Annotated in this window: 23 protein-coding genes and 1 other RNA gene; 7 read left to right on the top strand and 17 right to left on the bottom strand. The window is 49.7% G+C overall.

Features of this window, described 5'->3' with window-relative positions:
- Window positions 1-273: 273 nt before the first annotated feature.
- Complete coding sequence (locus AC4MRN_RS03865; RefSeq protein ID WP_155523176.1) at window positions 274-414, top strand: hypothetical protein; 141 nt, start codon at window positions 274-276, stop codon at window positions 412-414.
- A gap of 70 nt (window positions 415-484) precedes the next feature.
- On the opposite strand, the gene AC4MRN_RS03860 is transcribed toward AC4MRN_RS03865, so the two are convergent.
- The 6 genes from AC4MRN_RS03860 to AC4MRN_RS03835 all read right to left on the bottom strand — a co-directional run bounded on the left by AC4MRN_RS03860 (window position 485) and on the right by AC4MRN_RS03835 (window position 7,545).
- A complete protein-coding gene (locus AC4MRN_RS03860) occupies window positions 485-1,771 on the bottom strand; it encodes a M24 family metallopeptidase (protein ID WP_491202554.1) in 1,287 nt (428 codons plus the stop codon).
- 1 nt (window position 1,772) lies between these two features.
- Entirely contained in the window at window positions 1,773-3,158 is a 1,386-nt protein-coding gene (locus AC4MRN_RS03855; protein WP_491202553.1) for a M24 family metallopeptidase, read from the bottom strand.
- Between the two features lie 85 nt (window positions 3,159-3,243).
- Entirely contained in the window at window positions 3,244-4,419 is a 1,176-nt protein-coding gene (locus tag AC4MRN_RS03850) for an FAD-dependent monooxygenase (RefSeq protein WP_491202552.1), read from the bottom strand.
- Window positions 4,420-4,434: 15 nt separating this feature from the next.
- The gene (gene ubiH, locus AC4MRN_RS03845; RefSeq protein ID WP_491202551.1) at window positions 4,435-5,649 is read right to left on the bottom strand and encodes a 2-octaprenyl-6-methoxyphenyl hydroxylase; all 1,215 of its coding nucleotides are present in this window, start codon (window positions 5,647-5,649) and stop codon (window positions 4,435-4,437) included.
- 6 nt (window positions 5,650-5,655) lie between these two features.
- Complete coding sequence (gene pepP / locus AC4MRN_RS03840) at window positions 5,656-6,966, bottom strand: Xaa-Pro aminopeptidase (RefSeq protein ID WP_491202550.1); 1,311 nt, start codon at window positions 6,964-6,966, stop codon at window positions 5,656-5,658.
- A 12-nt stretch (window positions 6,967-6,978) separates the two neighbouring features.
- Window positions 6,979-7,545 (bottom strand): UPF0149 family protein, encoded by a 567-nt coding sequence (locus tag AC4MRN_RS03835; RefSeq protein ID WP_073320981.1) that lies wholly within the window; start codon window positions 7,543-7,545, stop codon window positions 6,979-6,981.
- Between the two features lie 255 nt (window positions 7,546-7,800).
- On the opposite strand from AC4MRN_RS03835, the gene ssrS reads away from it, so the two are divergent.
- The 6 genes from ssrS (at window position 7,801) to serA (ending at window position 12,661) form a co-directional block, all read left to right on the top strand.
- Window positions 7,801-7,982: non-coding RNA, 6S RNA (ssrS, locus tag AC4MRN_RS03830), on the top strand.
- 21 nt (window positions 7,983-8,003) lie between these two features.
- Window positions 8,004-8,900: a ribokinase gene (locus tag AC4MRN_RS03825; RefSeq protein ID WP_073319701.1), complete on the top strand. Its 897-nt coding sequence runs from the start codon at window positions 8,004-8,006 to the stop codon at window positions 8,898-8,900.
- 28 nt (window positions 8,901-8,928) lie between these two features.
- On the top strand, window positions 8,929-9,873 hold the full coding sequence (locus tag AC4MRN_RS03820) for a nucleoside hydrolase (RefSeq protein WP_073319704.1): 945 nt from the start codon (window positions 8,929-8,931) through the stop codon (window positions 9,871-9,873).
- 12 nt (window positions 9,874-9,885) lie between these two features.
- Window positions 9,886-10,533, top strand: coding sequence for a 5-formyltetrahydrofolate cyclo-ligase (locus AC4MRN_RS03815; RefSeq protein WP_491202549.1), 648 nt, complete (start codon window positions 9,886-9,888; stop codon window positions 10,531-10,533).
- 73 nt (window positions 10,534-10,606) lie between these two features.
- Window positions 10,607-11,260, top strand: a complete 654-nt coding sequence (rpiA, locus tag AC4MRN_RS03810; RefSeq protein ID WP_073319710.1) for a ribose-5-phosphate isomerase RpiA — start codon at window positions 10,607-10,609, stop codon at window positions 11,258-11,260.
- Window positions 11,261-11,431: 171 nt separating this feature from the next.
- Window positions 11,432-12,661 carry a phosphoglycerate dehydrogenase gene (gene serA / locus AC4MRN_RS03805; RefSeq protein WP_073319713.1) on the top strand — a complete coding sequence of 410 codons (1,230 nt, stop codon included), beginning with the start codon at window positions 11,432-11,434 and terminating at the stop codon, window positions 12,659-12,661.
- Window positions 12,662-12,783: 122 nt separating this feature from the next.
- Here serA and AC4MRN_RS03800 read toward each other — a convergent pair whose 3' ends face one another.
- From AC4MRN_RS03800 to ampE, 11 genes are all read right to left on the bottom strand, one after another.
- Complete coding sequence (locus AC4MRN_RS03800) at window positions 12,784-13,521, bottom strand: DUF481 domain-containing protein (protein WP_073319716.1); 738 nt, start codon at window positions 13,519-13,521, stop codon at window positions 12,784-12,786.
- A gap of 109 nt (window positions 13,522-13,630) precedes the next feature.
- Entirely contained in the window at window positions 13,631-14,440 is an 810-nt protein-coding gene (locus AC4MRN_RS03795) for a DUF481 domain-containing protein (protein WP_491202548.1), read from the bottom strand.
- Between the two features lie 38 nt (window positions 14,441-14,478).
- Window positions 14,479-15,297, bottom strand: coding sequence for an HDOD domain-containing protein (locus AC4MRN_RS03790; RefSeq protein ID WP_491202547.1), 819 nt, complete (start codon window positions 15,295-15,297; stop codon window positions 14,479-14,481).
- Between the two features lie 114 nt (window positions 15,298-15,411).
- Window positions 15,412-15,690: a DUF1289 domain-containing protein gene (locus tag AC4MRN_RS03785; protein WP_073320984.1), complete on the bottom strand. Its 279-nt coding sequence runs from the start codon at window positions 15,688-15,690 to the stop codon at window positions 15,412-15,414.
- Between the two features lie 75 nt (window positions 15,691-15,765).
- Complete coding sequence (locus tag AC4MRN_RS03780) at window positions 15,766-16,476, bottom strand: SIMPL domain-containing protein (RefSeq protein WP_370243038.1); 711 nt, start codon at window positions 16,474-16,476, stop codon at window positions 15,766-15,768.
- Window positions 16,477-16,543: 67 nt separating this feature from the next.
- Window positions 16,544-17,491 carry a bifunctional helix-turn-helix transcriptional regulator/GNAT family N-acetyltransferase gene (locus AC4MRN_RS03775; RefSeq protein ID WP_491202546.1) on the bottom strand — a complete coding sequence of 316 codons (948 nt, stop codon included), beginning with the start codon at window positions 17,489-17,491 and terminating at the stop codon, window positions 16,544-16,546.
- Window positions 17,492-17,645: 154 nt separating this feature from the next.
- Window positions 17,646-19,064 (bottom strand): dihydrolipoyl dehydrogenase, encoded by a 1,419-nt coding sequence (lpdA, locus tag AC4MRN_RS03770; protein ID WP_073319729.1) that lies wholly within the window; start codon window positions 19,062-19,064, stop codon window positions 17,646-17,648.
- A 144-nt stretch (window positions 19,065-19,208) separates the two neighbouring features.
- A complete protein-coding gene (gene aceF / locus AC4MRN_RS03765) occupies window positions 19,209-21,191 on the bottom strand; it encodes a pyruvate dehydrogenase complex dihydrolipoyllysine-residue acetyltransferase (RefSeq protein ID WP_155015630.1) in 1,983 nt (660 codons plus the stop codon).
- 20 nt (window positions 21,192-21,211) lie between these two features.
- The gene (gene aceE, locus AC4MRN_RS03760; RefSeq protein WP_073319734.1) at window positions 21,212-23,884 is read right to left on the bottom strand and encodes a pyruvate dehydrogenase (acetyl-transferring), homodimeric type; all 2,673 of its coding nucleotides are present in this window, start codon (window positions 23,882-23,884) and stop codon (window positions 21,212-21,214) included.
- A gap of 153 nt (window positions 23,885-24,037) precedes the next feature.
- Window positions 24,038-24,790 carry a GntR family transcriptional regulator gene (locus tag AC4MRN_RS03755; protein ID WP_073319737.1) on the bottom strand — a complete coding sequence of 251 codons (753 nt, stop codon included), beginning with the start codon at window positions 24,788-24,790 and terminating at the stop codon, window positions 24,038-24,040.
- A 582-nt stretch (window positions 24,791-25,372) separates the two neighbouring features.
- Complete coding sequence (gene ampE / locus AC4MRN_RS03750; protein ID WP_255053426.1) at window positions 25,373-26,233, bottom strand: beta-lactamase regulator AmpE; 861 nt, start codon at window positions 26,231-26,233, stop codon at window positions 25,373-25,375.

Below are 26,233 nucleotides of genomic sequence, written 5' to 3'. Positions count from 1 at the left end.
ATCATCGGAACTTACCTAAGCTGGGCACCATTAATATTTGTTTGTTTCAATTGTCAGATCAGCACCCGATTGTCAGCGAGACGTTGGGCAATTTTATTATTCACCGTCTGCGGGCACAGCAATAAGCAGAAACCTGATACAGCGTGCAAAAGAACTGGCTGTTTTTACGCCTGACGGCCAGCTTTCTCAGCAAAGTAACTTCGATAGAGTGAACACACTGCCCGAATCCAATGTTGCAAGGGCAGCCATTGACTAACTTTATCGGAGCAAAAAATGAAACAAACAACATTGAAAGAGTTGAATACCGAGGCATTACACCAGGTTCAGGGCGGTTTGATCAGCCTGCCAGGCTTTCCTTACAGCCCAAAACCCATGCCTGCGCCAATTGAGCCACTGAAGCTGCCAACGCCATAGGCATCGTGACACACACCGGGTATTCGATTATGAATACCCGGCTGTCGCCCCGGTTAAGAAAAGGTGGCGCTTATACCGACTGAAGCGGGACCAACTTGCCCAACGGATCTTCCAGTGAAGACGGCGGCTCAGTAAAATACACTGGGCCATTGTGGGTCATATACAGGCAGTCTTCCAACCTGACGCCAAACTCTCCCGGAATATAAATACCCGGCTCATTAGAAAAACACATACCTGCGTTTAGTGGCGTGCTCTCGCCGCGAACGAAATTCACACTTTCATGCCCTTCCATACCAATACCGTGTCCGGTGCGATGCGACAACCCCGGTAAAGCATAATCAGGGCCGTATCCTTCGGTAAGGTAATAGGCACGCACTGCGTCGTCCACACTGCCTGCCGGTGCACCGACCTTCGCGGCGGCCAAGGCTACGCGTTGCCCTTCGCGCACCATGTTCCACACCTTTTGTTGCTTCGCATTTGGTTTGCCAAACACAAAGGTACGGCTAATGTCGGCCTGATAACCTTGTACCGCACAACCACAGTCCATCAGCACCACCGAGCCATTACTTATTACCTGCGACTGTTTGGTACCATGTGGATAAGCACTCGCTTCGTTAAACAGTGCCAGGCTCCAGGGGCGTTCGCCGCCCAAGGCTGACATAGCCCTGTTCATCAGGCTCTTCACCTCGCCCTGTGACATGCCTTCCTGCAGTTGGCTATACACAAATGCATAGGCTTTTAAAGTAATCGCATTGGCCCGATGCATTAATGCAAGTTCGTGATTTGTTTTATACATGCGGCAACCGCGCGTAACGGGCTCAGCGCTGACTGCAACCAGCTTGGAATTTGCTTCTGTAATGCCTTGGCTAACAAAAAAGCGAACACTGTGTTCAAACCCTACACGGCCTGCACGAATTCCCCGATCTTTTAAAATAGCCACTACCTGTGCAAACGGGCTTTCATGCTCCTGCCATACGCGCACGTCTTCCCCAACCTGCAAAGACTCACGAATACTGGGCTCTTCAAAGAACGGACACACTACGGCCACGTCACCTTTTCTGGGTATCACGACGGCTGTCAGTCGCTCGCTGCGCCACCATTGAATGCCCGAGAAATACACCATGGCCGCGCCGGGTTCCAGCACAATAGCGTCGATATCCTGCTTTGCCATAATCGCCTGTGCATTGGCGATCCTCGCCAGTCGCTCCTCGCGACTTATGGGAGAGATATCATCCACCATGGACGTCAGGCTTTCCAAACCTGACTTAGCAGAAGTTGGTGAGTTTGCCGACACTGTTGTGGCAAATAATCCGGCTGTCGCCAGGCCGCTGAACTTTATAAAGTCTCTTTTATTCATGTTAAAACCGATGTGAAAAAGTAGATTGTGACGGGATCACGTGCAATGCACGCTGCCGCCCGTTGAAATACCAAACGCCGCTGGCATCAAAAAAGGCATCTTCCTCCAGCATGATACGAACGCTTTTACCCCAGGCTTCCAGTTCAACCGCGTTGTTCAACTCAATGCTGTAAGCACTGTTTATGTGTAATGGGTAATCGCCGTCACCCGGCACGCCGCCTTGTTTGTCCCACATACCAAGCGTAGTGCCGGCCGCATGTCCGTGTAACCCCAACGGATGGGTATAAATTGTAGGTTGAAGCCCTTCGGCTTTGGCCTCAGACAAACTCATGGCCAGTACCTCATTACCCGTTCTGCCTGCCACAAAATTGCCGGTAAAAATATCCTGCAGTCGATTCGCTTTATTCAGCGCATCGGTTAAATACGCCGGCGGTTTGCGTTCGCCAGGTCTCAACACATAAGCGTGTTGCTGTGTATCCGTGTTCAGACCCATATAGGTAATACCGAAATCCACATGCAGTAAATCGCCCGGAATAACCGTTTGTATGCCATATCCGGCAGTAAAGCTGCTTTCGTGATTGAAGGCTTTTTCGTCGCTGCGCTGAATAGACACCGACGGATGAAACCAGGTATCCAGCTTGAGCGACGCCACCTTCTCACGGAACCACCATACAAGGTCATCCGTTGTGGTTACGCCCGGTGTAACCACCTTCTCAGAAAAACCTTCGGCAATGATAGCGTGAGCCACTGCCACCATGGATTTCATTAATTCAACTTCTTCAGGCATGCGCGTTTCCAGCCAGCCAACGGCTAAGGGCTCTGAAGACACAACGCGTTTTTGGTATTTCTCTGACAGCGAGTCCATGAGTTTGCGGTGCTCAGTGAGGGTAATACCATCGGCATGCGCCCAAATAGCCGACTGATTAATAGCAATCTGCTTTGGGTCGTGTTTAGCAACAAATGCGCTTAATGCCTGCCATTGGTCGGGTTGGGCTTTTTTGTCCCAGGCGCGCTCGAATAAATCTCCGACTTTGTACGGTGCGATTGCATAGGTACCTATACTGTTGTCACTCTCGCGGGTGATCACCAGCATGGTAGTGCGCCTGGCGGTTTCCAGCCAGGTCGCCGGCAGCAAGGTTTTGATCACCGGATCTTCATTGTATTCACGGCTGATCAAAATCCACATATCGATCTTGGTGCGCTGCATGAGGTCGGGCAGTAACTGTTTTACCCGTTTCGACAATATATCGTCATAAAGCGCCGCCCTTTCTCTGAGCGGCAGAAGGGTGTTGTAGGGTGTGTCCAATGCCGCCGTTCTGGCGGGCGTGGCAAGCGCACTGCAGGTTGTAAGCAGCAGTGCACCGAACAAACAGGCTAGCTTTTTCATTCTTGTCAGTACCTTGGTCAAACAGACCAAACTACTCTAAGCCGTTACTTTCGCCTGCGCAATGGCACTGGTCTTATGAAATACCTTACCAGCCCATGGCCTGAGTAATGAATTTTTGTTTAATACCTGGAATGGCATCTGCTGTGCGCATACCCACGCCGCGGATCAGTTTTTTCAATGGGTTGTCGCCACCAAATAGCTGCTTGAAGCCTTCCATCGCGGCAATCATTTTTACCGCTTCCGCTTTGCGGGCGCGCTCGAACGGCCGCAAATGACGCGCTAAATAGAAGGGCTTTTCATCACATACTAACTGCTGAATACTGTCTGCCAGGGCAAAGGCATCCTGTAGTCCCAGGTTCGCGCCCTGTCCGGCCAAGGGGTGAATGGTGTGCGCTGCGTCACCAATAATCACCAGCCCGTCGCTAAGCCATTGACGGGCGTAGCGCATGGTTAACGGGAAGTGCATTCGTGCACTTTCCACTGTGATATGCCCTACCTCGCCATTCATGGCAATCTGCAGCCCTTTGGCAAACTCCGCATTGTCCTGCGCTAGCAATGACTGTGCTGTTTCACTGGTTTGCGACCACACAATTGAGCACAGATTCGGGTCTCGTAACGGCAACAGTGCCAACGGTCCACTTGGCGTGAATACCTGTCTCGCGACTTTTTCATGGGGTAATTCAGTGCGCACCGTCGCCACAATGGCGGTGTGGCCGTAATCCTTAAATGTAAGCGGGAAATTCCCATGCTGACGAATGGCTGAATTCGCGCCATCTGCGCCAACCACCAAGCGACAAGACACCACGTCATCGTTATTCAGCATTAACATGGTTTCGGACTTCCCGGCCAGTACTTTGTCGATGCGAACTGACGGCAGCAGAGTCACGTTTTGCTGTGTTTTCACCACCTCAGACAACGCATTCACTAAAGCCTGATTTTCAACAATATGGCCAAGGCTTGGAGCGCCTAAGTCATCGCAATTAAAGGCAATGCGGCCAAAGCTGTCATGATCCCACACTTGCATGTGCGTGTACGGGCTTAGTCGGTTTTCCGGCAGCGCCTGCCAAACCGCAAGTTCGCTCAATGCCTGCTGATTGGCCGCATTGATGGCTGACACCCGCAGTTCCGGTTCATCTGACAGCGGCTTATGAATCGGTGACGTATCTATGACCACAACAGAAACCGGCGCATCTTTAAGCGCTCTGGCTAACGCCAGTCCCACCATGCCAGCGCCTACAATTGCAATATCTGCCTGATACATACGTTTAATCCTGCTCTAATTCTGAAACGGGCGCGTGGCGGGTCCGAATCCCGTCGTTTGTCGCACGAATTGCCCGGCCATTGCGACACAATATTCCATGGCCAGTAATCCCAGATTACGACCAACGACCATGGGCCAGAAATGATTTGAAAACACGGTCACCAGACCGTCGGTTAATCCAATAGTGGCGGCTTTGTCTGCCTGACGTTGTTGCCGGTAGCCATTTAGTACCGCAAAGGCGCCGGGATCCGGCTGCGATTTCAATGCGCTCACCAGGTCCATTACGTCGCGCAGGCCCAGATTAAAACCTTGCCCGGCAATAGGGTGCAGTGCCTGCGCGCCATTGCCTACCACCACAGTGCGGTGGCGCACGCAGTCATCGGTTTGTTGTAACGACAACGGATAAGCATAACGCTCACCCACTTTCACAATGTGCCCGTGTCGAAATCCAATGGCTTGCTGTAACTGCGTTGCAAACTCTCCCTCTTCCCACTCACAGGCCTGCTGTGCGTCATAATGAGGTAACGTCCATACCACAGAAAAGCCGGAACCTGAGTCGTCTCCGGCCGCGCCGGTTGCAAACGGCAGCAACGCCAACGGACCGTGCTCGGTGAACCGTTCATGCGCCCAGTTATTGTGCGGCTGACTCATCTGGATATTGGTAATAATGGCTGTTTGCCCGTAGTCCCGCTGCGTGCGGCTGAATCCCAGGTTAGCGGATACCGGGCTTCGCCCTCCGTCGGCCAGCACCAGCAATTTTGTACTGATTTGCTCACCGTTACTCAGGGTTACTGCCACAGACTTATTCATTTGCGTAGCATCGGTAACCGTGACGTTGTCGATTAAATGAAACCGCGGTTGTGGTTTGGGCAACAGTTGCGTGCCCAACGCCTGGATACTGACTACCCGTCCGAAACTGTCCAACTGATGTTCATGGGCATGTAAATGCGTTTTGCCCAGAAAGCCCTTGTCTGACACCACAATATGCTCAATGGGTGTAGACGGACACATAGGGGTATTGAGATTCACGCCCATGTCAAATAACGCGTCAACAGTACGTTTGGCTAACGCGATCACACGGGCATCAAATCCGGGTGTAGACAAGCTGTCCTGCTGTAACGCGTTGGCGTCAACCAGCGTTACGGTCAGGTCCGTCGACTGAAGAAGTCCGGTTGCCAGTGTGCAGCCAACTGCACCACCACCAACAATAAGGATGTCTGTTGTATCCACCGGTTGTTATTGCTCCATCAGGGCTTCAATGTCTTGAATGGTTTTCGGTACACCGTTGGTGAGCACCTCGTTACCGGTTGCGGTGATCACCAGGTTATCTTCAATGCGTATGCCGGTGCCGCGAAACGATTCTGCTATGTCAGGCTCATTAGGGACATACAATCCCGGTTCAACCGTAATGACCATACCTGGTTCGAGCGGCCGCGGGCTTCCCTGTTGGGTATACTCTCCGACATCATGCACATCTAACCCGAGGTAATGCCCGAGTCCGTGCATAAAGAACCGTCGCCAGCTTTTATTTTCCAGCGCGTCTTCAACTGATTCTTTGAGTAACCCCAATTCGCACAACCCGGTTGTGAGTACTCTCACCACATTTTCAGTAACGCCGGGTAAGGTTGCGCCAGGCACCAACTGGTCAATGGCTAGCTCCTGAGCATCCAGAACCAGTTGATAGAGTGCTGCCTGAGCTTTACTGAATCGACCATTTACCGGAAACGTTCGGGTAATATCCGCAGCATACCCGTTATATTCTGCTCCGGCATCGATCAGGATCAATCTTCCGTCTGCAATGGCATCCTGATTCTCGGTGTAATGCAAAATACAGGCATTTTCTCCACCGCCTACGATGGTGCCATACGCAGGGTACCGCGCACCGGCCATCGCGAACTCGTGATGAATTTCAGCTTCAAGCTGATATTCGAAACACCCCGGGTGAGCAAACGTCATGGCCCGGCAATGAGCGCGTGCTGAAATATCCGCGGCGGTGCGCATGACGGCAATCTCATCACTGGATTTCAGCAACCGCATCTCGTGTATTAACGGCCTGCAATCTACCAGTGTTGCTGGTGCTTTATTTTGTTTAGGGGTGTTGCGAAGCGTTGATAACGCATCAAATATCGCGTCATCTGCCTGAGGATATTCGCCCTGAGGAAAATACAGGTTGTCGTGCTCGGCTAACCACTCTGTTAACACGTCAGCCAGCGATTCAGTGTCATACGCTTCGTCATATCCCAATTCGCAGACAGCCTGCTCCGGCCCCAGTCGACGACCATGCCAAATCTCCATGGTGGGATCTTTCGGCAGGCACACCAGCGCCCGATAGTCGCCGTCAAACCGGCTGTGGTTAGACAACAACAACCAGGCCTGAGGCTCGTTAAATCCGGTTAAGTACCAGAAGTCGCTGTGTTGCCGAAAACCAAATTCGGTGTCTCTGCTGCGGGTCTGCAAATCAGCCCCGGGAATAACACACACGCTGTTTTCAAGGAGTTTTGCCAACAGACGGGTCTGGCGCTGCCGGTATTGCTTGAGGGTAATCATGTGCTGAGCGCCCTAGTGCACCGACGGGGTATCTTGCTGATCGTCCAGTAACGACTGCCCCAACTCGTTAAAGCAAAGCAAAGACGAAATTTTCACGTATTCGATAACTTCAAACAGCGCCTGTTCAGACTCTTCGTCATCGTTCATGGGCTCTTCCATGCGGGCGATATCGGAAAAGTCTTCCAATACTTCACGCACGTCGTCGGAGCAATTGCTGAGTTTTTGCTGGTACAACCCAAACCCCGCCATAAATCCTTGTACCCAGTTGATCAACGCCAGTCCACGATCGTTAATCGGGCTGCTATCGTCGGGCAGCAGTAGCACTAGACCAAACTGACCATCAACGAGTTGCTGACAGGTTTGATTAAATAAATTCTGTAAGCATTCTGCCACCGGCTTATCCAGTGTCTGGCCCTGATTCATGGTGTCCTGCAACACCTCAAGCCATTGCTGCTCACTTAATGACATACCGCCGCACAACATGCCACACATCATGCCGTGGATCTCGGCACCGTCTACTACCATGTCGTGATTGGTCAAACACTGAGTGACCGAATCGAAATCTGCTGTTTTATTCACGCAAAGAATGTCCTGATAATTTTCACAAGATACTACCAAAACCACCGAATTATTGCCAAAATTGCGTGGTGTACAAGTCAGCCAAGGCATTTCCTAACCATTTGGTCAGGTTTTTTACTTTTAGGGGCTGGCAGTTGTGCGTTGTTTACACTATGATCAGGCGCTGAGTGCCATTTTCAGCACTCTTGCAAGGATTCACTTGCAACCCAACGAAGAGGGCGTACACTATGCGCCCTTTCACGACGCATACAACAATGTTTCCTGGGGTGTTTGCCAGTCTATTCATGTCCCTGGCCGATGCTTTAAACCAAGGAAGTTGACATACAGCTATTGTGCAGGCTCGGCGCGTATCGAGAAGCCTACGGTTGTAGAGATGCTTCCGCCCTGAACTTTTCGGTTCACGGGCGAATAATAGACAGCGGCACTCTGGGAAGCGCCATTTATCGACGGATACAATAATGGCAATAATAAACTTTGGTTCGATAAATATTGATCATGTTTATCAGGTAGACCACTTCGTAGCGCCCGGTGAAACACTCGCCTCAAAAGGCTACCAGCAACTGTTAGGTGGCAAAGGCGCGAATCAATCTATAGCGCTCGCGGCCGCAGGCGCTGAAGTCCGCCACGTAGGTAAAATTAATCAGGCCGATGTCAGCTTCAAACAAACGCTGATCAAGCACGAAATTGACTGTCAGTACCTGCAATGCACCGAGACACCATCGGGCCACGCCATTATTCAGGTTACGCCATCGGGTGAAAATGCCATTGTGCTTTTCGGCGGTGCCAATCAGGAAATCAACGATAAAGACGTCATGCGCGCATTGGACAAAACCAAGAGCGCCGACTGGGTACTCACGCAAAATGAAACCAGTTGCCTGGAAGAAACCTTGCGTCAGGCACACGACAAGCACCTGAAAGTCGCCTTCAACCCGGCGCCAATGAGCGAGTCGGTGAAATCCTTGCCTTTTGAGTGTATCGACCTGCTAATCGTTAACGAAGTTGAAGCCGCCGCGCTGTCGGGTCAACAATCACTCGACGACATCGTTACGCATTTCAAAACTCACTGGTCACACGCTGAAGTTATTATTACGCTGGGCAAAGCCGGTGTCATGATGCTGAGAAAGCACGACACCCTGCAGGTCGACGCCTTTGTGGTAGATGCAGTAGATACCACCGCAGCTGGCGACACCTTTATTGGTTATTTCCTGGCAGCGTACAGCAAACACGCTGATGCCAAACAGGCGTTAAAGCGCGCTTGTGCAGCATCTGCAATCTCCGTTACACGCGAAGGCGCAGCACAGTCCATCCCAAAACGAGAAGAAGTGGACCGCTTTTTGGCGAAGCACGGCAGCTAACGAAAACAGAATTTAGGAACCCCTATTCATGACCCACAAAATAATTATCGACACAGATCCGGGCATCGATGATGCAATGGCTATCTTTTTTGCTTTCCAGTCTCCTGATATTGAAGTACTGGGGCTAACGACCGTTTACGGCAATATTCCGGTTAGCATGGCAGCCCGCAATGCACTTACGTTATGCGACGTAGCCGGGCGCCAGGACATTCCGGTAACGGAAGGCGTTGGCATGCCATGGGTGGGACCTGAATCGGGTTATGCCCACTTTGTTCACGGCGATGATGGTTTTGGTAACATTGGTTTTCCGCCTTCAACCCGCGACGTCGATCCGCGCAGTTCAGCCGAATTTATTGTAGAGATGGCGCGCAAGCACCCGGGTGAAATTACGCTGGTCGCCATTGGCCCGCTAGGCAACATCGCGTTAGCACTGCGTCTTGAGCCAAATCTGCCTAAGCTGGTTAAAGGCTTGAGTATTATGGGCGGTGCCGCCTTTGTACCGGGTAACGTGACCCCGGTTGCAGAAGCAAACATCTGGAACGACGCACACGCGGCAGACATCGTATTCTCAGCAGACTGGGAAGTAAAAATGTTTGGTTTGGACGTAACCCTGTTCGCACCCACCGACCCGAAATTTGTGGACGTGCTGGCCGATAAAAACCCCACCATGGGCGGTTTTGTGCAAAAAGCAGCACAATTTTACATTGAGTTTTATTCTCAGGGTCGCGACGAAAAAGTTTGTTATTTCCATGACGCCTTCCCTCTGGCGCACCTGGTACAACCGGATTTGTTCGAATTTACCCAGGGTAACATTCGCGTTTCAACCGACGACCTGAACCGCGGACAAACCATTGTCGCCCCGTTTGGCACTACAGCCAGCCCGCTGTGGACGGAAGCCAAAACCGTTCAAGCAGCCACAGGCGTCGACCACGAGCGTTTGTTCCAGCTGTTCGTTGATACCTACGCCCTGTAATCAATACGCGCTGTGAGTACATTCTCACAGCGCACTCACTTATCGCCCTGTTTCACTATGTCAGAGCCATCGGTAACCAGCAGACAATCACTGCGCAAGTCACTGCGGCAAGCACGTCGCGCACTTTCAGCTGATGCACAGCAACTGGCGGCACAGGCGTTACAGCAGCAATTAAGCGAATATCTGCCATCCCATACAAAGCAACTCGCCGGCTACCTGGCCAGTGACGGCGAAATTAGTCTGTTGCCCACGCTGTCGTGGTGCCATCAACGAGGCATCCTTACTTCACTGCCGGTTATCCACCCGTTTACTGGTAAGCATTTGCTGTTTCAACACTTTACCCACGACACGGCAATGACCCGCAACCGGTTTAATATTGAAGAGCCCGCGCTTGATAGCACTGCGATCATTGAATTAACCGCACATGACTGCTTACTTATGCCGTTAGTGGGCTTTGATGCAAAGGGTAATCGACTTGGCATGGGTGGCGGCTTTTACGACCGCACACTCGCACCATTGCAGCAGCTGCGCGATGGCACACCCAGACCTCTGCTTATTGGCGTTGCCCATGACTGCCAGCAGGTGCCGGTCCTGCCCATTGAGCCCTGGGATATTCCGCTGGACGTGATCATTACCCCCACACAATGCATCGAACTATAAAAAAATCACAATAGTTGTTTAATGATCCTGCAGTTTCGCTAAAATAACGCCTCATTTTCAGGCGGGAACCACTATGGATCAAAATGCGAAGAAGCAGGCCGTAGGCCGTGCAGCCCTAAAATACGTTGAACCAGACACCATCATTGGCGTGGGAACAGGCTCAACAGTCAATCATTTTATCGACGCGCTGGCCGACATTAAACACACCATTACCGGTGCAGTATCCAGTTCTGTTGCCTCAACAGAGCGGTTAAAAGCACTGGGTATTGAAGTGTTCGACTTAAACAGCGTTAACAGCCTGTCGATTTATGTAGACGGTGCCGACGAGGTAACCGAGCACAAGCATATGATCAAAGGCGGTGGTGCAGCGCTGACACAGGAAAAAATTGTGTCTGCGGTAGCCAAAACATTCGTGTGTATTGTCGATGACAGCAAAGAAGTCGGTGTATTGGGCGACTTCCCGCTGCCGGTTGAAGTGATCCCCATGGCCCGCTCTTACGTGGCTCGCGAACTGGTGAAACTGGGCGGCGATCCGGTTTACCGTGAAGGTGTGGTAACCGACAACGGCAACGTGATCCTGGATGTGCACAACCTATCTATTGTGAACCCAAGAGAAATGGAAAAGACCATTAACAATATTGCGGGTGTGGTCACAAACGGGATTTTTGCCCTGCGTGGCGCAGACGTTGTGTTAGTTGCCACCAACGAGGGTGTGGTAACGCGTTAAGCATTCACTATTTAGCCGGGGCCGGCAGTCAATTGCCGGCCTATAAGTTAAATAAATGCATATTATTCCAAACTGAACTATACAAACCGCTTTCACCGCTGGAACAGTTTGTGTTATTTTAACCATATAGACGTCCAGATGTCTCTTAACCCCTGACTGAGAAGCGATGTAATGAGCAAATATTCACTTTCTAAAGACAAGATCCGTATCCTTTTGCTGGAAGGCGTGCACAAAAGTGCCGTTGAAACCCTTGAGGCAAATGGTTACACCAATATTGAATACCTGAAAACGTCTTTGCCTGAAGACGAACTGATTGAGAAAATCAAAGATGTTCACTTTATCGGTATTCGCTCGCGCACGCACATCAGCGAAAAAGTGGTTGAGGCTGCCAGTAAACTGGTTGCGATTGGCTGTTTCTGTATTGGTACCAACCAGGTGGATTTGTCTGCCACTAAAGCACGCGGTATCCCGGTATTTAACGCGCCTTTCTCGAACACGCGTTCAGTAGCTGAGCTGGTATTAGGCCAGTTAATTCTGTTGTTACGTCGCGTACCAGAAAAGAACGCGCTGGCACACCGCGGCGGTTGGGACAAGTCTGCTGTAGGCTCTTACGAAGCGCGTGGTAAAACACTGGGAATTATCGGCTATGGCCACATTGGTACACAGTTGTCGATTCTGGCTGAGCACCTGGGCATGAAAGTCCGTTTCTACGACATCGAAGACAAGCTGGTGTTGGGTAATTCAGAACAAATCAAGACCATGGACGAGCTACTGGCGATGTCTGACGTGGTGTCACTTCACGTTCCGGAAACGCCACAAACCAAGAACATGATTGGCAAAGCACAGTTTGCCGCTATGAAGCCTGGCGCTATCTTCATTAACGCTTCTCGCGGTACTGTTGTTGATATCGATGCATTGGCTGCGGCAATGGCTTCTGGTCACTTAGGTGGTGCGGCGATTGACGTATTCCCGGTAGAGCCTAAGTCAAACAACGAAGAATTCGTGTCACCGCTGCGTGAATTCGACAATGTGATCCTGACTCCACACGTTGGCGGCAGCACACAGGAAGCGCAGCAAAATATCGGTATTGAAGTTGCGGGTAAACTGGCTAAGTACAGTGACAACGGCTCTACCCTGTCTGCGGTTAACTTCCCGGAAGTATCTCTGCCAGAGCACGTTGGCCGTTCTCGCCTGTTACACGTTCACGAAAACCGCCCGGGTGTGTTAACCCAAATCAACCAGGCGTTTGCAGAAAAAGGCATCAACATCGAAGCCCAGTACCTGCAAACCAGTGCCGATATTGGTTACGTGGTTATTGACGTGGAAGCAGACAAAGCCGACGACGCATTGGCTGAGCTGACAGCTATCAGCGGCACCATCAAGACCCGCGTTCTGCACTAAGGCGTCATTCTCTGAATAACAGGCGCTGTAAAGCGCCTGTAAAAAATCCCCGCTGCGTTGCCGCAGCGGGGATTTTTTTATCTGTTCGCAACGAGCGTATATTTCGCTCTGAGTCGTTCTTCTTAGAAGAAGTTGTAAACCAGGGTAACAGCCGTTTCAGTATCCAGGTTTTCAACACCCGGGTTAACGTCGCTGTTGTGGTCAAGGCGCAGTGACACCTTCATCGACAATGAACCACTGATAGTGGCCGTCAAAGCAGACTCTGCACGTGATTTTGTGTTCTCAGAACCCACTTCCGTACTCACGGTTTGAGTGAATTTAGCCGTGTCAGAGATAAACCATTTGTAAGCCAGTGAACCACGAACAATGAAGCTACTGGTGTCTTCGCCGGTTTGAGTTTCAGAGAACGAGTAACCCGGACCAATGCTGTATTCAAACGCAGATTTATCTGTTTTCCATACTTTTTGTGACCAACCGCCAGCGATTGTCGCCTGGTAGTCGAAGTTGCTCAGACGGTCATCTTCATATGAAGAAAACACGAACAAACGGTGATCAGGATTTTCTAACTTGTAGTTACCCTGAGCAGAGGCGAAAAACTTTTGTGCAGAGGTACGTTCTACTTCTACGCCATCTACCGGAACGGTTTCTTTTTTATATAAACCTTCCAACGCGTAATCGTTTGACCAGTTTTCGAATTCCTGCTGCGCAGTAATACCGGCAGTCATTGAAGATGTTTCGGTGTTACCCGTAGTCACAATGAGGCCGAACTCGCCGTCCATTGTAAAAGGCTTGGTTTCATCCTGAGCAACTGCAGATGTAGCAACACCCGCAATAGCAGCGGCAAGTAATAGTTTTTTCATGGGATTTCCTAAATTGACTCAATTCCTGGCAGGCCAGACTGAAAACAGGCCTAGAACGCGCTATGTTAAAGCAAACTAACGCAAAATCAATTAATCAATTTGATAATATTCAGAAAAATCTATATACCACAGCAACTGAGGTTTCTGTATTCAACGCCGTATTGCTATCGGTGGGATTGCTGTTGTGCTGCATAATAAAAGACAGCTTTAGTGCCAGTGACTCAAACAGGTTTGCCGACAACGAGGTTTCTGTTCTGGATTTGATATTGTCTTCTCCGGCTTCGGTACTCACAAACTGTCTGAGCTTCGCGCCGGTCGGCCAGATATAGTGGTATTCGGCAGATGCCCTGACAATAAAACCGTGAATATTCTCGGCCTTCTCCCCAGATTCAAGTTTAGCCAGACTGTAACCCGGTCCAACAGAAAATCGAAAATCGCTGATTTCGTTACGCCAGACCAATTGTGACCAACCACCAGCAATAGACGAGCGGTAATCATAACCATTGAAGCGATCGTCTTCGTAGTCGCCATACACAAACAATCGCTGGTTTTCGACTTTAAGCTTATAGTCAGACTGTACATAGGTATACAGGCGCTGAGCAGTCGTTTTTTTTACCCTGCCTTCTTCGCCATCGACTTCTGATTGCTTGTAAAGGAACTCTACCCAATACTGATTGGCAAAAACATTGGTCTCGTGCTCAGATTTGAGGCTACTTTTTATCGAGGATGCATTGGTATTACCCGACGCAAAAATAACGCCTAACTCGCCATCCAGTGTGAAGCGGTCTTTGGGCTCATCGTCGTATTCTACAAAATCGGCGTGATAGAGTGTTCTGATCAGGTCTTTATCGGCAGCGTTCGCGCTAAAGCTGCTCAATACCAGTGAAACTAATGCACTGACAATTATTCGGTGTACCATTAGAAAGCGTTTTGTTTATTGTTTTATGCCTGTTGGTGCTACATCACAGACACTGCCACTTTATTGGTTTCCTTTTGTGCATAAAGTTTGGCGTTTTGTAGCACTTCTTCGTCAATCGGCAATAAGCGGGTCATATCAGGCGTAATGATATCCAAATCTGCGTATTTATCGCGCTGATAACATGCTGTTGTAAGCCGTATGGAACAGGTTAACAAAGACACGTCTAAGTCGCTAGCCAATTTCACTCTATTGTGGGCAAACTTCACCGGATAATACAGCGGCATGGGTAAACGCCATAATTCCATGATCTCACCGCTACATTCACTAAAGCAAAATCCGAAGTGGGATTGTTGACGTTCCCACGGCAAACCTGGCTGTTCATCCTGCATATAAGCCTGGTATTTCTTCGGATCTTTTTTGGCAACAACCAACTCACTGAGGTTTTGCAGGATCCCCATAACAAAGAACCGGTCACTGCCGCGCACATTCAATTCTTTGCCGAGGTATTTAGCCACCATGCCGGTGAAAACCGACTGTCGCCAGTGTTCATCCAAAATCAAGCACTCGTTGTCGAAGTGTTTAAATGCAATATTCGCGGTTTCGGCCAGCACTAAATTGTACAGCGCTTCCCCACCAATCACGCTAACCGCTTTGGTTATAGAGTCAACCTGTGATGGAAACCGAAACAACGCACTGTTTGCCAATCGAAGGATTTTTGCAGTAAGGGAAGGATCAACACTGATCAACGCGGCAATATCATCCATATCAGAACGAGGATCGTCCAGCACATTGCGCAGCCTCAAACAAATATCAGGCAACGTAAACGAATTGGTCGCGTATTCTATGTATTGATTCATTAATGCTAAAACCTCTCACTTTTCAAATTAGTATATCAGCGAATTTGAAGTTTACCGTGATTTTTAACGCGAAAATTATCGAAAATACTGACGCTTACCACTCACTACAAGCAACTAATCTTCATCCGGGAATAAACTCCCTTGTTGCGTTAGTGCATTGCTGGCAGCATCACTGCCAGTGGACTTTTTACGCTGCGCATAGCGCTTTCTGCGCTGACAGGCGTCCAGAATAACCCGCCGTGTTGCATCGTCAATTTGCAACCAGTACAAACGCTCTTCCCGCGAACGAAAGCAGCCTTTGCAATAGCCTTTGGGCCCGCTTTGGCAAATGCCTATACACGGGCTTTGAAGCGCAAAAAATTCGAGTTGGGCCGGTTGTTGGGAGTCCGCCATAATCGCATACATAAGCTATTAACTATAAACAGCTTAGCATGGCTTTGGTTATCGTTCCTATACTCGCGGTACCGACTAATCGACCAAGGTATATTCAATGGTCGACACCACCCGCACTTTTTTAATATGTGGATGCTGGCTGTCTCGATCAAAAATGGAAAACTGCCCTTGATTAGCACGCTTGATTTTTCCCAGCGTGCTGTTGGAATCCTGAGCAAATTTTTCGGCCACTTCACGGGCATTGACCGTCGCTTCTTCAATCATGGCCGGCTTAACATCGTTTAACCGGGTAAACATAAACTCCGTGCGCGCCTGGTAGCTTTCGGTGCTCAAGGCGACGCCTTTTGCCAGCAATGCCGACATGTGCTTCATAGCTTCGCGAACTTTGAGTACCTCATGAGTAAATACCGTAACCGTTTGTGTGGCACTATAGCGAAACTTAATGCCTTCATTACCACCGTAGCGCTGTGCAAGCTTGTCGGTAATTTCGGGCAAGCCAATACTGATGGCTTCCTCGTCGATTCCTTGCTGAACCAGAAACTGTTTAACCAGCTCACTATTTTGCGCAGTAGATGCGTACAAGGCGGTCAAGTCATTCCCGGCTTCTACAAATTGTACTGGCCAGATGACCTGATCAGCCATATATTCCTGCTCGGACAGTCCCTTAACAACAATGGAACGCTCCCATTGCTTTGCCTCCAGCAGAGCATTACCTGTTAAGCTCCCCAATGCTGCCAACCCAATAACTAAGCCCACCGCCAAAATGGTCGCTGCACCTTTATTCATCTGTTCATTCCTTTTATTTTGGTATTACGCAAATCCTACTACCTGATTCTGACCATAAAGAGGCAGCTTAGTGCAGATCCAATTGCATTTGTATATCGCAGCGACTGTATGGCGACGGTGTGCTGTCAGTCACTTCGGTAAAACCGAGCTTTTCATAAAGATGAATAGCAGGAGTTAATTTGCGGTTGCTTTCCAAAAACAGACGTTTGGCTTTTAGTCGTTTTGCCAGGCTAATGGCTGCCAGACCGAGTTCAAAGCCAAGTCCCCGGCCTTGGTGGGCATCACTGACTGACATTTTTGCCAGCTCAAAGGTATGCTTGGGCATGGAAATAAGGGCAACCGTACCGCATACCGAGCCGTCGGGTGCTAACATCAGCAAAATATGACCACCTTTATTCACTATGTAGTTTTGGGGGTCCAGCAAGGCGGCTCGGTCTGAGTCCTCCATTTCAAAGTGGCGTTCGATCCAGATTTTATTTAGTGTGTAAAAGGCGTTTTCGTCTCCCTGCCGGAAAGGAACCACACGATACCCCTCCGGCAACCTGCCACGCTGTGTCACAAGGTCGATTAAGCTGGTGTTGTTCAGCCCGTTCTCGAGTTTTTCCAGTGCTTTTAGGAAGTCAGGTGACACGTCATTTAACCAAACAGACAACGCCTGCCCAATGTCATTAACCTGCCTGTCCAGCACTGGCATTAAGTCTTTTCCTTGATCACTAAGAGTGAGCGTATTTACCCGTTTATCCGCTTTTGAAGGGACACTTTTTAGCAAACCGGCAGCCTGCATTTGCTTCACGCTTTTACTTATAAATGGATGAGATTGACCTGTCATGCCTGCCAGCTCGGTAATACTCGCCGCACCGTGCTGATTTAGTGCATATAACACCGGAAACCATGCGGGTTCCACTTGTAATTCGTAGTGTTTGTAGACTTCTGCGGCCTGTAGGGACAATCGTTCAGCCAATCGACGAAATCGACTCCCTAAGGCACTGGCGCCAGCTTGCTGCAAAATATCCATGACTTCCCCCAGATAAATATACGTAACTAGTTACGTATATTTATCTGAAAAAACAAAAAGTGCAAGTAATAATATGCGAGACGAAGCAAAAGCCGACTCGCAAGCAATAAAAAACCCCGGCAAGCCGGGGTTTCTTCAATGCGTAATTAGCGTATTACTTTTTCTTCGCTTTTGGGTTAGGCAAGTCAGTAATGCTGCCTTCGAAGATTTCTGACGCCAAACCAATGGATTCGTTCAGCGTTGGGTGAGCGTGAATAGTCAGTGCCACATCTTCTGCATCTGCGCCCATTTCGATAGCCAGGCCAATCTCACCTAACATCTCACCTGCGTTCGTACCCACCATGGCACCACCGATAACACGACCAGTGTCTTTATCGAAGATCATCTTAGTCATACCGTCAGTCGCGTCAGACGCGATAGCACGACCAGACGCCGCCCAAGGGAATACTGCAGTTTCGTAGCTTACGCCCTGCTCTTTCGCTTCTTTCTCAGTTAAACCAACCCAAGCCACTTCTGGCTCAGTGTAAGCAACTGAAGGAATGCAACGCGGATCGAAGAAGTGCTTCTTGCCCGCAATGTTTTCTGCAGCAACGTGGCCTTCGTGAACCGCTTTGTGCGCCAGCATTGGCTGACCAACGATGTCACCGATAGCATAAATGTTTGCTACGTTAGTTTTCATTTGCTTGTCGACGTTAATGAAGCCACGCTCGTCAACGGCTACACCGGCTTTCTCAGCATCGATTAGTTTACCGTTCGGGCGACGACCTACTGCAACCAGTACTTTGTCGTAACGCACTGGCTCTGCAGGTGCATTTTTGCCTTCGAAGGTTACGTAAAGACCATCGTCTTTCGCTTCTACGCCTGTAACCTTCGTTTCCAGCATGATGTTGAACTTCTCTTTGTACGACTTCATGAACACCTTGATGATGTCTTTGTCGGCCGCTGGGATCAGTTGATCCAGGAATTCAACAACGTCAATTTTTGAGCCCAGCGCTTCGTACACTGTACCCATTTCCAGACCGATGATACCACCGCCCAATACCAGCATTTTTTCTGGAATGTCTTTCATTTCCAGTGCGCCGGTTGAGTCGATCACACGCTCGTCCTGAGGAATAAATGGCAAAGATACAGGCTCTGAACCCGCTGCAATAATGGCTTGGTCGAAAGTAATGGTCGTTTTACCGTCTTTACCTTCTACTTCCAGGGTATTTGCACCGGTGAACTTGCCCAGACCCTGAACGTGCTTCACTTTACGCATTTTAGACATGCCAGCCAGACCTTTAGTCAGCTGACCTACAACGCCGTCTTTGTACGCGCGGATTTTATCCAGATCGATTTGAGGCTCGCCAAATGTTACGCCGTGGCTCGCCAGGTGCTTAGCTTCTTTCATTACCTTAGCAACGTGCAGTAATGCTTTTGATGGGATACATCCCACGTTTAAGCACACACCACCAAGGGTTTCTCTTGCATCAACCAAAATCGTTTCGATGCCCAAATCAGCAGCACGGAAAGCTGCTGAGTAGCCGCCTGGTCCGGCGCCTAGTACCACTAACTGCGTTTTAATTTCGCTCATCGTGACCTCAAATCTGTCCTGTTCGTCTTGCGTTGTATAGCGTTTGTAGGGTGAATTCTAACTAGCTGTTGCCAGTTGGTAAAGCCAAAGCCGCGAATTCTTTAAATGTGCATCCCGCGGTTAAAAGCGGGATGCAACAGTGATTTACAAAATTAACTGGCGTAAATCTTCCAGTACGTTTTTCAGGTGTACAGCAAACCTTGCTGCGACCGCGCCGTCAATAACACGATGGTCGTAAGACAATGACAACGGTACTGTTAAACGTGGTTCAAACTCTTTGCCATTCCACTTAGGCTTAATGTCTGACTTAGACACACCCAGTATAGCGACATCAGGCGCATTAACGATTGGCGTGAAGCCAGTACCGCCAATGCCACCAAGGCTAGAGATAGTGAAACAGCTGCCCTGCATGTCAGCCGCTTTCAGCTTGCCGTCACGGGCTTTTTTACTGATTTCCATCAATTCTTCAGACAGCTCGTAAATGCCTTTTTTGTCAACATCACGCACTACCGGCACTACCAGACCTCCGGGAGTGTCCACGGCAATACCAATGTGAATGTACTTCTTCTGGATCAGGGTTTCACCTGATTCACCCAGTGATGTATTGAAGATTGGATAAGCACGCAGTGCGTCAGCCGCCGCTTTCATCATAAACACCAGCGGGGTAATCTTAACGCCCAGCTTACGCTTTTCAGCGATGGCGTTCTGCTCTTTGCGGAACGCTTCCAGGTCAGTGATATCGGCTTCTTCGAATTGCGTTACGTGTGGGATAGTTACCCAGTTGCGATGCAAGTTCGGACCAGAAATCTTCTGGATACGGGTCAGCGGCTTCTCTTCAATTTCACCAAACTTCGAGAAATCGACCTTAGGCTGAGCCAGTACTTGTAAACCACCGTTACCAGAGGCAACTGCACCTGGCGTCGCTTTCGGACGTGACAGCTCGTACTTCACATAAGACTGAATGTCTTCTTTCAGAATACGGTTTTTCGGTCCGGAGCCAGATACTTCTGCCAGGTCTACGCCAAATTCGCGCGCTAAACGGCGAACTGAAGGCGAAGCGTGTACCTTACCCGTTTTAGGCTTGTTGCCTGCAGACGGATGATGCGGCACAGGTGGCGGCTTAGGCTTACCTGGTTCTGGTGCTTTCGCTGCCGGTGCAGGTGCACTTGCTGCTGGCTGAGGTGCAGGTGCTGCCGGCTTGGCTGCGCCTTGCACTTTCAGGATACACACTTTAGAACCCTTTGATACTTTATCGCCGGTATTCACCAACAATTTGGTTACTACACCCGCTTTAGGCGACGGCACGTCCATAGTGGCTTTGTCGGTTTCCAGCGTGATGAGGCCATCTTCAATGGCAACCGTATCGCCTTCGCTAACCAGTACTTCGATAACATCAACGTCGCTGGCGTCACCAATATCCGGTACGGTAACTTCAATTTCTTCATCAGCGGCCGGTGCTGACGCTTCTGCAGCTGGCGCGGCGGCAGGTGCCGGAGCGGCTTCTGCTGCAGGAGCTGATGCTTCAGCAGCACCACCTACTTCCAGTAACAGTACCAGTGAACCTTCACTGACTTTATCACCTTCTTTCACTTTCAGCTCTACCACTTTTCCCGCTTGCGGGCATGGCACATCCATAGTGGCTTTGTCGGTTTCAAGGGTAATCAAACCGTCTTCGGCCTGAACCTCATCGCCAACACTGACCAGAATTTCGATGACGTCTACGTCTGCAGCGTCGCCGATATCCGGTACAGTCACTTCAATAGTCTGTGAAGCACCACTGGCAGCAGGCGCTGGAGCGGGTTCCGCTGCAGCTGCCGGAGCAGCAGGTTCAGCGGCAGCAGGTGCTGCCGGTGCTTCAGGCTCGCTGGCTGCGGGGGCTGCACCAGCACCTGCGACTTCCAGTTTCGCCAACAAGTCACTTTGCTTGATCTTGTCACCAACGTTTACGCACAGCTCTTTTACTGTACCGGCGAAAGGTGCAGGTACATCCATACTGGCCTTGTCGCTCTCTACCGTTACCAGCGCGTCTTCGGCTTCAACGCTGTCGCCAGGCGACACGCAAAGCTCAATGACTTCAACTTCATCTTCACCTAAATCCGGTACGAATACGTCTTTAATGTCTGACATCGTTTCTAGTCTCCCTGAACTTATGCGTACAGTGGGTTGGTTTTTTCCGGGTCAATGCCCAGATCCTGCATAGCTTTATTCAGTGTCTTGCCATCCAGTTCGCCCTGTTTAAACAGCTCATACAAAGCTGCAAACGTTACATACTCTGCATCAACCTCAAAGTGGCGACGCAAGTTCGCGCGGCTGTCTGAACGACCAAAACCATCGGTACCCAGTACACGGTAAGTACCTGGTACATAAGCACGTACCTGCTCACCATAGTTCTTGATGTAATCCGTCGCTGTGATGGTCGGACCGTCAAAACCTTCGCTCAGTACTTCAGTGATGTAAGGTACTTTGGCGTCTGCTTCTGGATGCAGCATGTTAAAGCGGTCACATGTCTGACCGTCACGAGCCAGTTCGTTGAACGACGGCACGGAATAAACCTCTACCGCTACGCCGTAGTCGTCATGCAGTTTAATTGCTGCTGCACGTACCTGCTCCAGGATAGTACCTGAACCCAGCAGTTTAACTTTCTTCTTGCTGTTAGCACGACCAAGGGTTTCCAGCTTGTAGATACCTTTGATGATGCCTTCTTCAACACCCTTAGGCATTTCAGGCTGCTTGTAGTTTTCGTTCATTACAGTCAGGTAATAGAACACGTCTTCCTGCTCTTCGAGCATTCTGCGCAGACCGTCCTGAACAATCACTGCCACTTCGTAGCCGTATGTCGGGTCATAGCTTACACAGTTAGGGATAAGCGCTGCCTGAGTATGGCTGTGGCCATCCTGGTGCTGCAAACCTTCACCGTTTAGTGTTGTACGACCAGCCGTACCACCTACCAGGAAGCCACGAGTCTGACTGTCACCAGCTGCCCAGGCTAAATCGCCCACCCGCTGGAAACCAAACATCGAGTAGTAAATGTAAAACGGTACCATTGGCAGGTCATTGGTGCTGTAAGACGTACCTGCTGACAGCCATGACGCCATAGCGCCCAGCTCGTTAATACCTTCCTGTAGTACCTGACCTTTCTGGTCTTCGCGGTAGTAAGCTACCTGATCAGAATCCTGCGGCTCGTATTTCTGGCCCTGACTTGAGTAGATACCGACCTGACGGAACAAACCTTCCATACCGAAGGTACGGGCTTCATCCGGGATAATAGGTACGATACGCTTACCGATTTGCTTGTCTTTCAACAGTGCAGTCAATACGCGTACAAATGCCATGGTGGTGGAGATTTCACGGTCACCAGAGCCCTTGGTTACCGCTTCAAATGCTTTTAACGCTGGTGCTGGCAGCTCTTCGGTAGACTTAGCCAGACGACGCGGCATGTAACCTTTCAGGGCTTCACGACGCTCGCGAAGATACTTCATTTCAACGCTGTCTTCGTCGAACTTGTAGTAAGGCAGGTCAGCCAGTTTGTCATCTGACACAGGAATATTGAAACGGTCGCGATAATGTTTAATCGCGTCCATGTCCATTTTCTTCACCTGGTGAGCAATGTTCTTACCTTCACCCGCTGCACCCATACCGTAACCTTTAACGGTTTTGGCAAGGATAACCTGTGGACGGCCTTTGGTGTTTACAGCACGGTCGTAAGCAGCGTAAACCTTAACCGGATCGTGACCACCACGGTTCAGGCGCCAGATGTCTTCATCTGACATGTTTGACACCATTTCTTTCACTTCCGGGTACTTGCCGAAGAAGTGTTCACGGGTATAGGCACCGCCTTTGGCTTTAAAGTTCTGGTACTCACCGTCAACCGTTTCGTTCATGATCTGCAGCAATTTACCGGTAGTATCACGCGCTAACAGCGGATCCCAGTAGCGGCCCCAGATCACTTTAATCACTTCCCAACCAGCGCCGCGGAATGTACCTTCCAGTTCCTGAATGATTTTACCGTTACCACGTACCGGACCGTCCAGGCGCTGCAGGTTACAGTTAACAACGAAAGTCAGGTTGTCCAGACCTTCGCGAGACGCCAGGCCGATTGCCCCCAAGCTTTCCGGCTCATCAATTTCACCGTCACCCAGGAAGCACCATACGCGCTGATCAGAACAATCTTTTAAGCCACGGTTAGTCAGGTACTTCAGGAAACGCGCCTGATAAATCGCCTGCATTGGGCCAAGACCCATTGATACCGTAGGGAACTGCCAGAACTCTGGCATTAATTTAGGGTGCGGATAAGAAGACAGGCCTTTGCCGTCCACTTCCTGACGGAAACCGTCTAACTGCTCTTCAGTTAAACGACCTTCGATGTATGCACGTGAATAGATACCCGGCGCTACGTGACCCTGGTACATAATAAAGTCGCCGCCGTCTTTGTCGTTTGGCGCTTTAAAGAAGTGGTTAAAGCCCACATCGTAAAGCATGGCAGAAGAGGCAAAACTTGAGATGTGACCACCCAGTTCCAAATCTTTTTTCGATGCACGTAATACCATCATCAAGGCATTCCAACGCAATGCGTTGCGGATGCTACCTTCAATCGTCTGGTCACCCGGCATTGTTGGCTCTTGCCCAGGCGGGATGGTGTTGATGTACGCGGTCGTCGCGTCATAGGGTAAGTGAGCGCCGTTGCGTCGCGCCTTTTCAATTAATGATTCTAATAAAAAGTGCGCGCGTTCAACCCCTTCTTCTTCCAGTACTGACTCTAACGAGTCCAGCCATTCCTGGGTTTCCTGAGGGTCAACATCTTGGTGCATCATTTCAGTCATGGTGCCGTCCTATAGTTACTGATATAGAAAAACATCCACGCGTACCCGGCGAAGGCCGACGAATGGATGAATACCTAACATTTTTATTGATATGCAACACAGACTGCCCGTTGCATACCCGCTTTACCACTAATACCCGGCCCGAAGGTCAGGTCAAATTTCCAGTCTTCGCAACGCCCGCTGTACGCGGCTGTCGCGTTGATTAATTGCCAGCAACGTTCTCTCGATATAAGCGAGGTGAGCATTACAGGCTTGCCTTGCCGCTTCTGGATCGCGGCTGGCAATTGCTTCAACTATTTCTTTACGCTGGCGGGCTATGTCCTGCCCGGCCTCTTCACTGGCATGTAAAGCCAGCATTTCGAGGTTGCGCTCAATGTTTTCTACCAACATGGTTTGCATGGTGCTCATTACGTGTAATAACACCATGTTATGTGACGCTCTTGCCATAATGACGTAAAAGCGTCCAAGGCATTCCGCCTGCTCCCGCTTACATTCACTGCGGCCGGGCATTGGCATGTTATCAAGCGCCTCGCGCAACGCCGCGTAATCTTCTGGTTGTCCTCGAAGTGCTGCGTAATAAGCTGCCATTCCTTCCAGTGCGTGTCTGAATTCAAGCAAGTCGAACTGAGTTTCAGGACGTCCGCTAATTAGTGCCATCAACGGGTCGGTCATTGCCGCATTCAGCTGACGGCTGACAAACGTGCCACCACCTTGTTTGCGTTCAACCAGGCCACGAGCCTGAAGATTACCAATAGCCTCGCGTAACGACGGACGAGATACCTGGAATTGCTCGGCAAGTTCACGCTCCGGTGGTAGTTTTTGACCGGCTAATAACGATCCGTCCAGAATCATTGATTCCAGTTGTTCCGTGATCACATCAGCAAGTTTTCTACGTCCGGGTTGCATCCAGTCAGCGCTCCGCCAATAATCCTTGTAAGCGCGTAATCGATGATTTTGTAAACAAACTCACATTGCGCTCAAAATTGGTATTACCATTTTACCTATCTATTTAGTGTAGTGCAGATTATCACTCAGGTAAATAGTAAGCATAGATAGAGTTTTATAAAGACTCTTTTACATTTTGCTTAACTTTTGAAATATTTAATAAATATTTGCAATACCAACTGGTCGTACAAGCTGTTTTACCCCGTATAAATCGGTAATAATCCTACACTTAATCACGCTTGATACACCTGGGTACAAAATTTAGCCAGACAGTTTTACATTACCAATTGCATAAAATTGCGGTTTTTATGCAGTCATACCACTATTGAAATAGGATTCGTTTCCCCAATTGTTAAACGAATCCCGTGCTGCATAGGCAAACTTTCTGTTTTGCCTACGCAGTCAGGCTGGTTGGCAATAAATAGAAAATGGCATCAGAAGATACTTGGACGACATTCCGTCGGCAGAAACCGGATGCAAAAACGCCGCTAAGCAAGCGGCGTTTTTAATGGTGTAGGTTAACTACTGCGCTGCGATAGGGTTTTAATCAATTAACCCCAACATGGTTAACACTGCAATGACAGCCAGAATCAGCATAACGTTGCGTTTCGCTAATGTAACCAGCGCTTTGGGTTCACACGCAGGGTCGCGGGACTGTTCGTCATTTAGTTCCACTTCCTCGGCTTTGGACGCCACCTCCGTCAGTAACACCTCTGCAGGCACCGCAGGATGTGTTAAGTATTTCAGCCATACCGGCATTGCACGGGAAAAATGACCGACTAACAACAAACCACAAGCGGTAATGCGGGCCGGGACAAAATCCAGAATATGCATCCAGGTAGCCAGTCTGTCGGCGCGTTCATCGGCACTTTCACAGGTTAAGCGGTACCACTCACGGCTGGTAACGTAAAGAATAGCGCCGGCTGCACCAAACACGGCAAACCAAATAATCACCGCGGCATAGTGCTGGTAGTTCAACCACAGTAAATGCTGACCGAAACTTTTGCCTTGCTGGCTTTCGTCAGTTTCAATATCCAAAGCGGTGCAATGGCCTAGTTGTTCCGTGTATAAATGACAGGCCTCTAAATCGCCTCGCTCTGCTGCCTGCAAGAATGACTTGTACGTATCTCTTAACCTATCGCTGCCTAAACACAGGTACAACAGCACACTTTGTAAAACAAAGCTGATAAACCCACTAAATACCCATTGTGCAATAACAAACGTTATAACAACCGGAAGCGCAACCTGAATAATCAATCTGAGTTGCGCAGATTGTTTATTGATCCACGATTGCGATTGCGCCCAGTCCAGGTATTTCGCCAGGTGGGCCTCAATATGCCAGCCTGGCGTTTTGCGCATCGAGCGCTCTATTGCCAATACTAACAATACACTGATCAATATCAT

This window comes from Marisediminitalea sp. (assembly GCF_984433645.1).
The sequence above is the reverse complement of the archived record's forward strand: the minus strand, read 5'-3'. Positions and strand labels throughout refer to the sequence as shown.

Coding starts and splice junctions, on each gene's coding strand:
- AC4MRN_RS03865 (WP_155523176.1), top strand. CDS start 274: ATGAAACAAACAACATTGAAAGAGTTGAATACCGAGGCATTACACCAG.
- AC4MRN_RS03860 (WP_491202554.1), bottom strand. CDS start 1,771: ATGAATAAAAGAGACTTTATAAAGTTCAGCGGCCTGGCGACAGCCGGA.
- AC4MRN_RS03855 (WP_491202553.1), bottom strand. CDS start 3,158: ATGAAAAAGCTAGCCTGTTTGTTCGGTGCACTGCTGCTTACAACCTGC.
- AC4MRN_RS03850 (WP_491202552.1), bottom strand. CDS start 4,419: ATGTATCAGGCAGATATTGCAATTGTAGGCGCTGGCATGGTGGGACTG.
- pepP (WP_491202550.1), bottom strand. CDS start 6,966: ATGATTACCCTCAAGCAATACCGGCAGCGCCAGACCCGTCTGTTGGCA.
- AC4MRN_RS03825 (WP_073319701.1), top strand. CDS start 8,004: ATGGCAATAATAAACTTTGGTTCGATAAATATTGATCATGTTTATCAG.
- AC4MRN_RS03820 (WP_073319704.1), top strand. CDS start 8,929: ATGACCCACAAAATAATTATCGACACAGATCCGGGCATCGATGATGCA.
- rpiA (WP_073319710.1), top strand. CDS start 10,607: ATGGATCAAAATGCGAAGAAGCAGGCCGTAGGCCGTGCAGCCCTAAAA.
- serA (WP_073319713.1), top strand. CDS start 11,432: ATGAGCAAATATTCACTTTCTAAAGACAAGATCCGTATCCTTTTGCTG.
- AC4MRN_RS03800 (WP_073319716.1), bottom strand. CDS start 13,521: ATGAAAAAACTATTACTTGCCGCTGCTATTGCGGGTGTTGCTACATCT.
- AC4MRN_RS03795 (WP_491202548.1), bottom strand. CDS start 14,440: ATGGTACACCGAATAATTGTCAGTGCATTAGTTTCACTGGTATTGAGC.
- AC4MRN_RS03790 (WP_491202547.1), bottom strand. CDS start 15,297: ATGAATCAATACATAGAATACGCGACCAATTCGTTTACGTTGCCTGAT.
- AC4MRN_RS03785 (WP_073320984.1), bottom strand. CDS start 15,690: ATGGCGGACTCCCAACAACCGGCCCAACTCGAATTTTTTGCGCTTCAA.
- AC4MRN_RS03780 (WP_370243038.1), bottom strand. CDS start 16,476: ATGAATAAAGGTGCAGCGACCATTTTGGCGGTGGGCTTAGTTATTGGG.
- AC4MRN_RS03775 (WP_491202546.1), bottom strand. CDS start 17,491: ATGGATATTTTGCAGCAAGCTGGCGCCAGTGCCTTAGGGAGTCGATTT.
- lpdA (WP_073319729.1), bottom strand. CDS start 19,064: ATGAGCGAAATTAAAACGCAGTTAGTGGTACTAGGCGCCGGACCAGGC.
- aceF (WP_155015630.1), bottom strand. CDS start 21,191: ATGTCAGACATTAAAGACGTATTCGTACCGGATTTAGGTGAAGATGAA.
- aceE (WP_073319734.1), bottom strand. CDS start 23,884: ATGACTGAAATGATGCACCAAGATGTTGACCCTCAGGAAACCCAGGAA.
- AC4MRN_RS03755 (WP_073319737.1), bottom strand. CDS start 24,790: ATGCAACCCGGACGTAGAAAACTTGCTGATGTGATCACGGAACAACTG.
- ampE (WP_255053426.1), bottom strand. CDS start 26,233: ATGATATTGATCAGTGTATTGTTAGTATTGGCAATAGAGCGCTCGATG.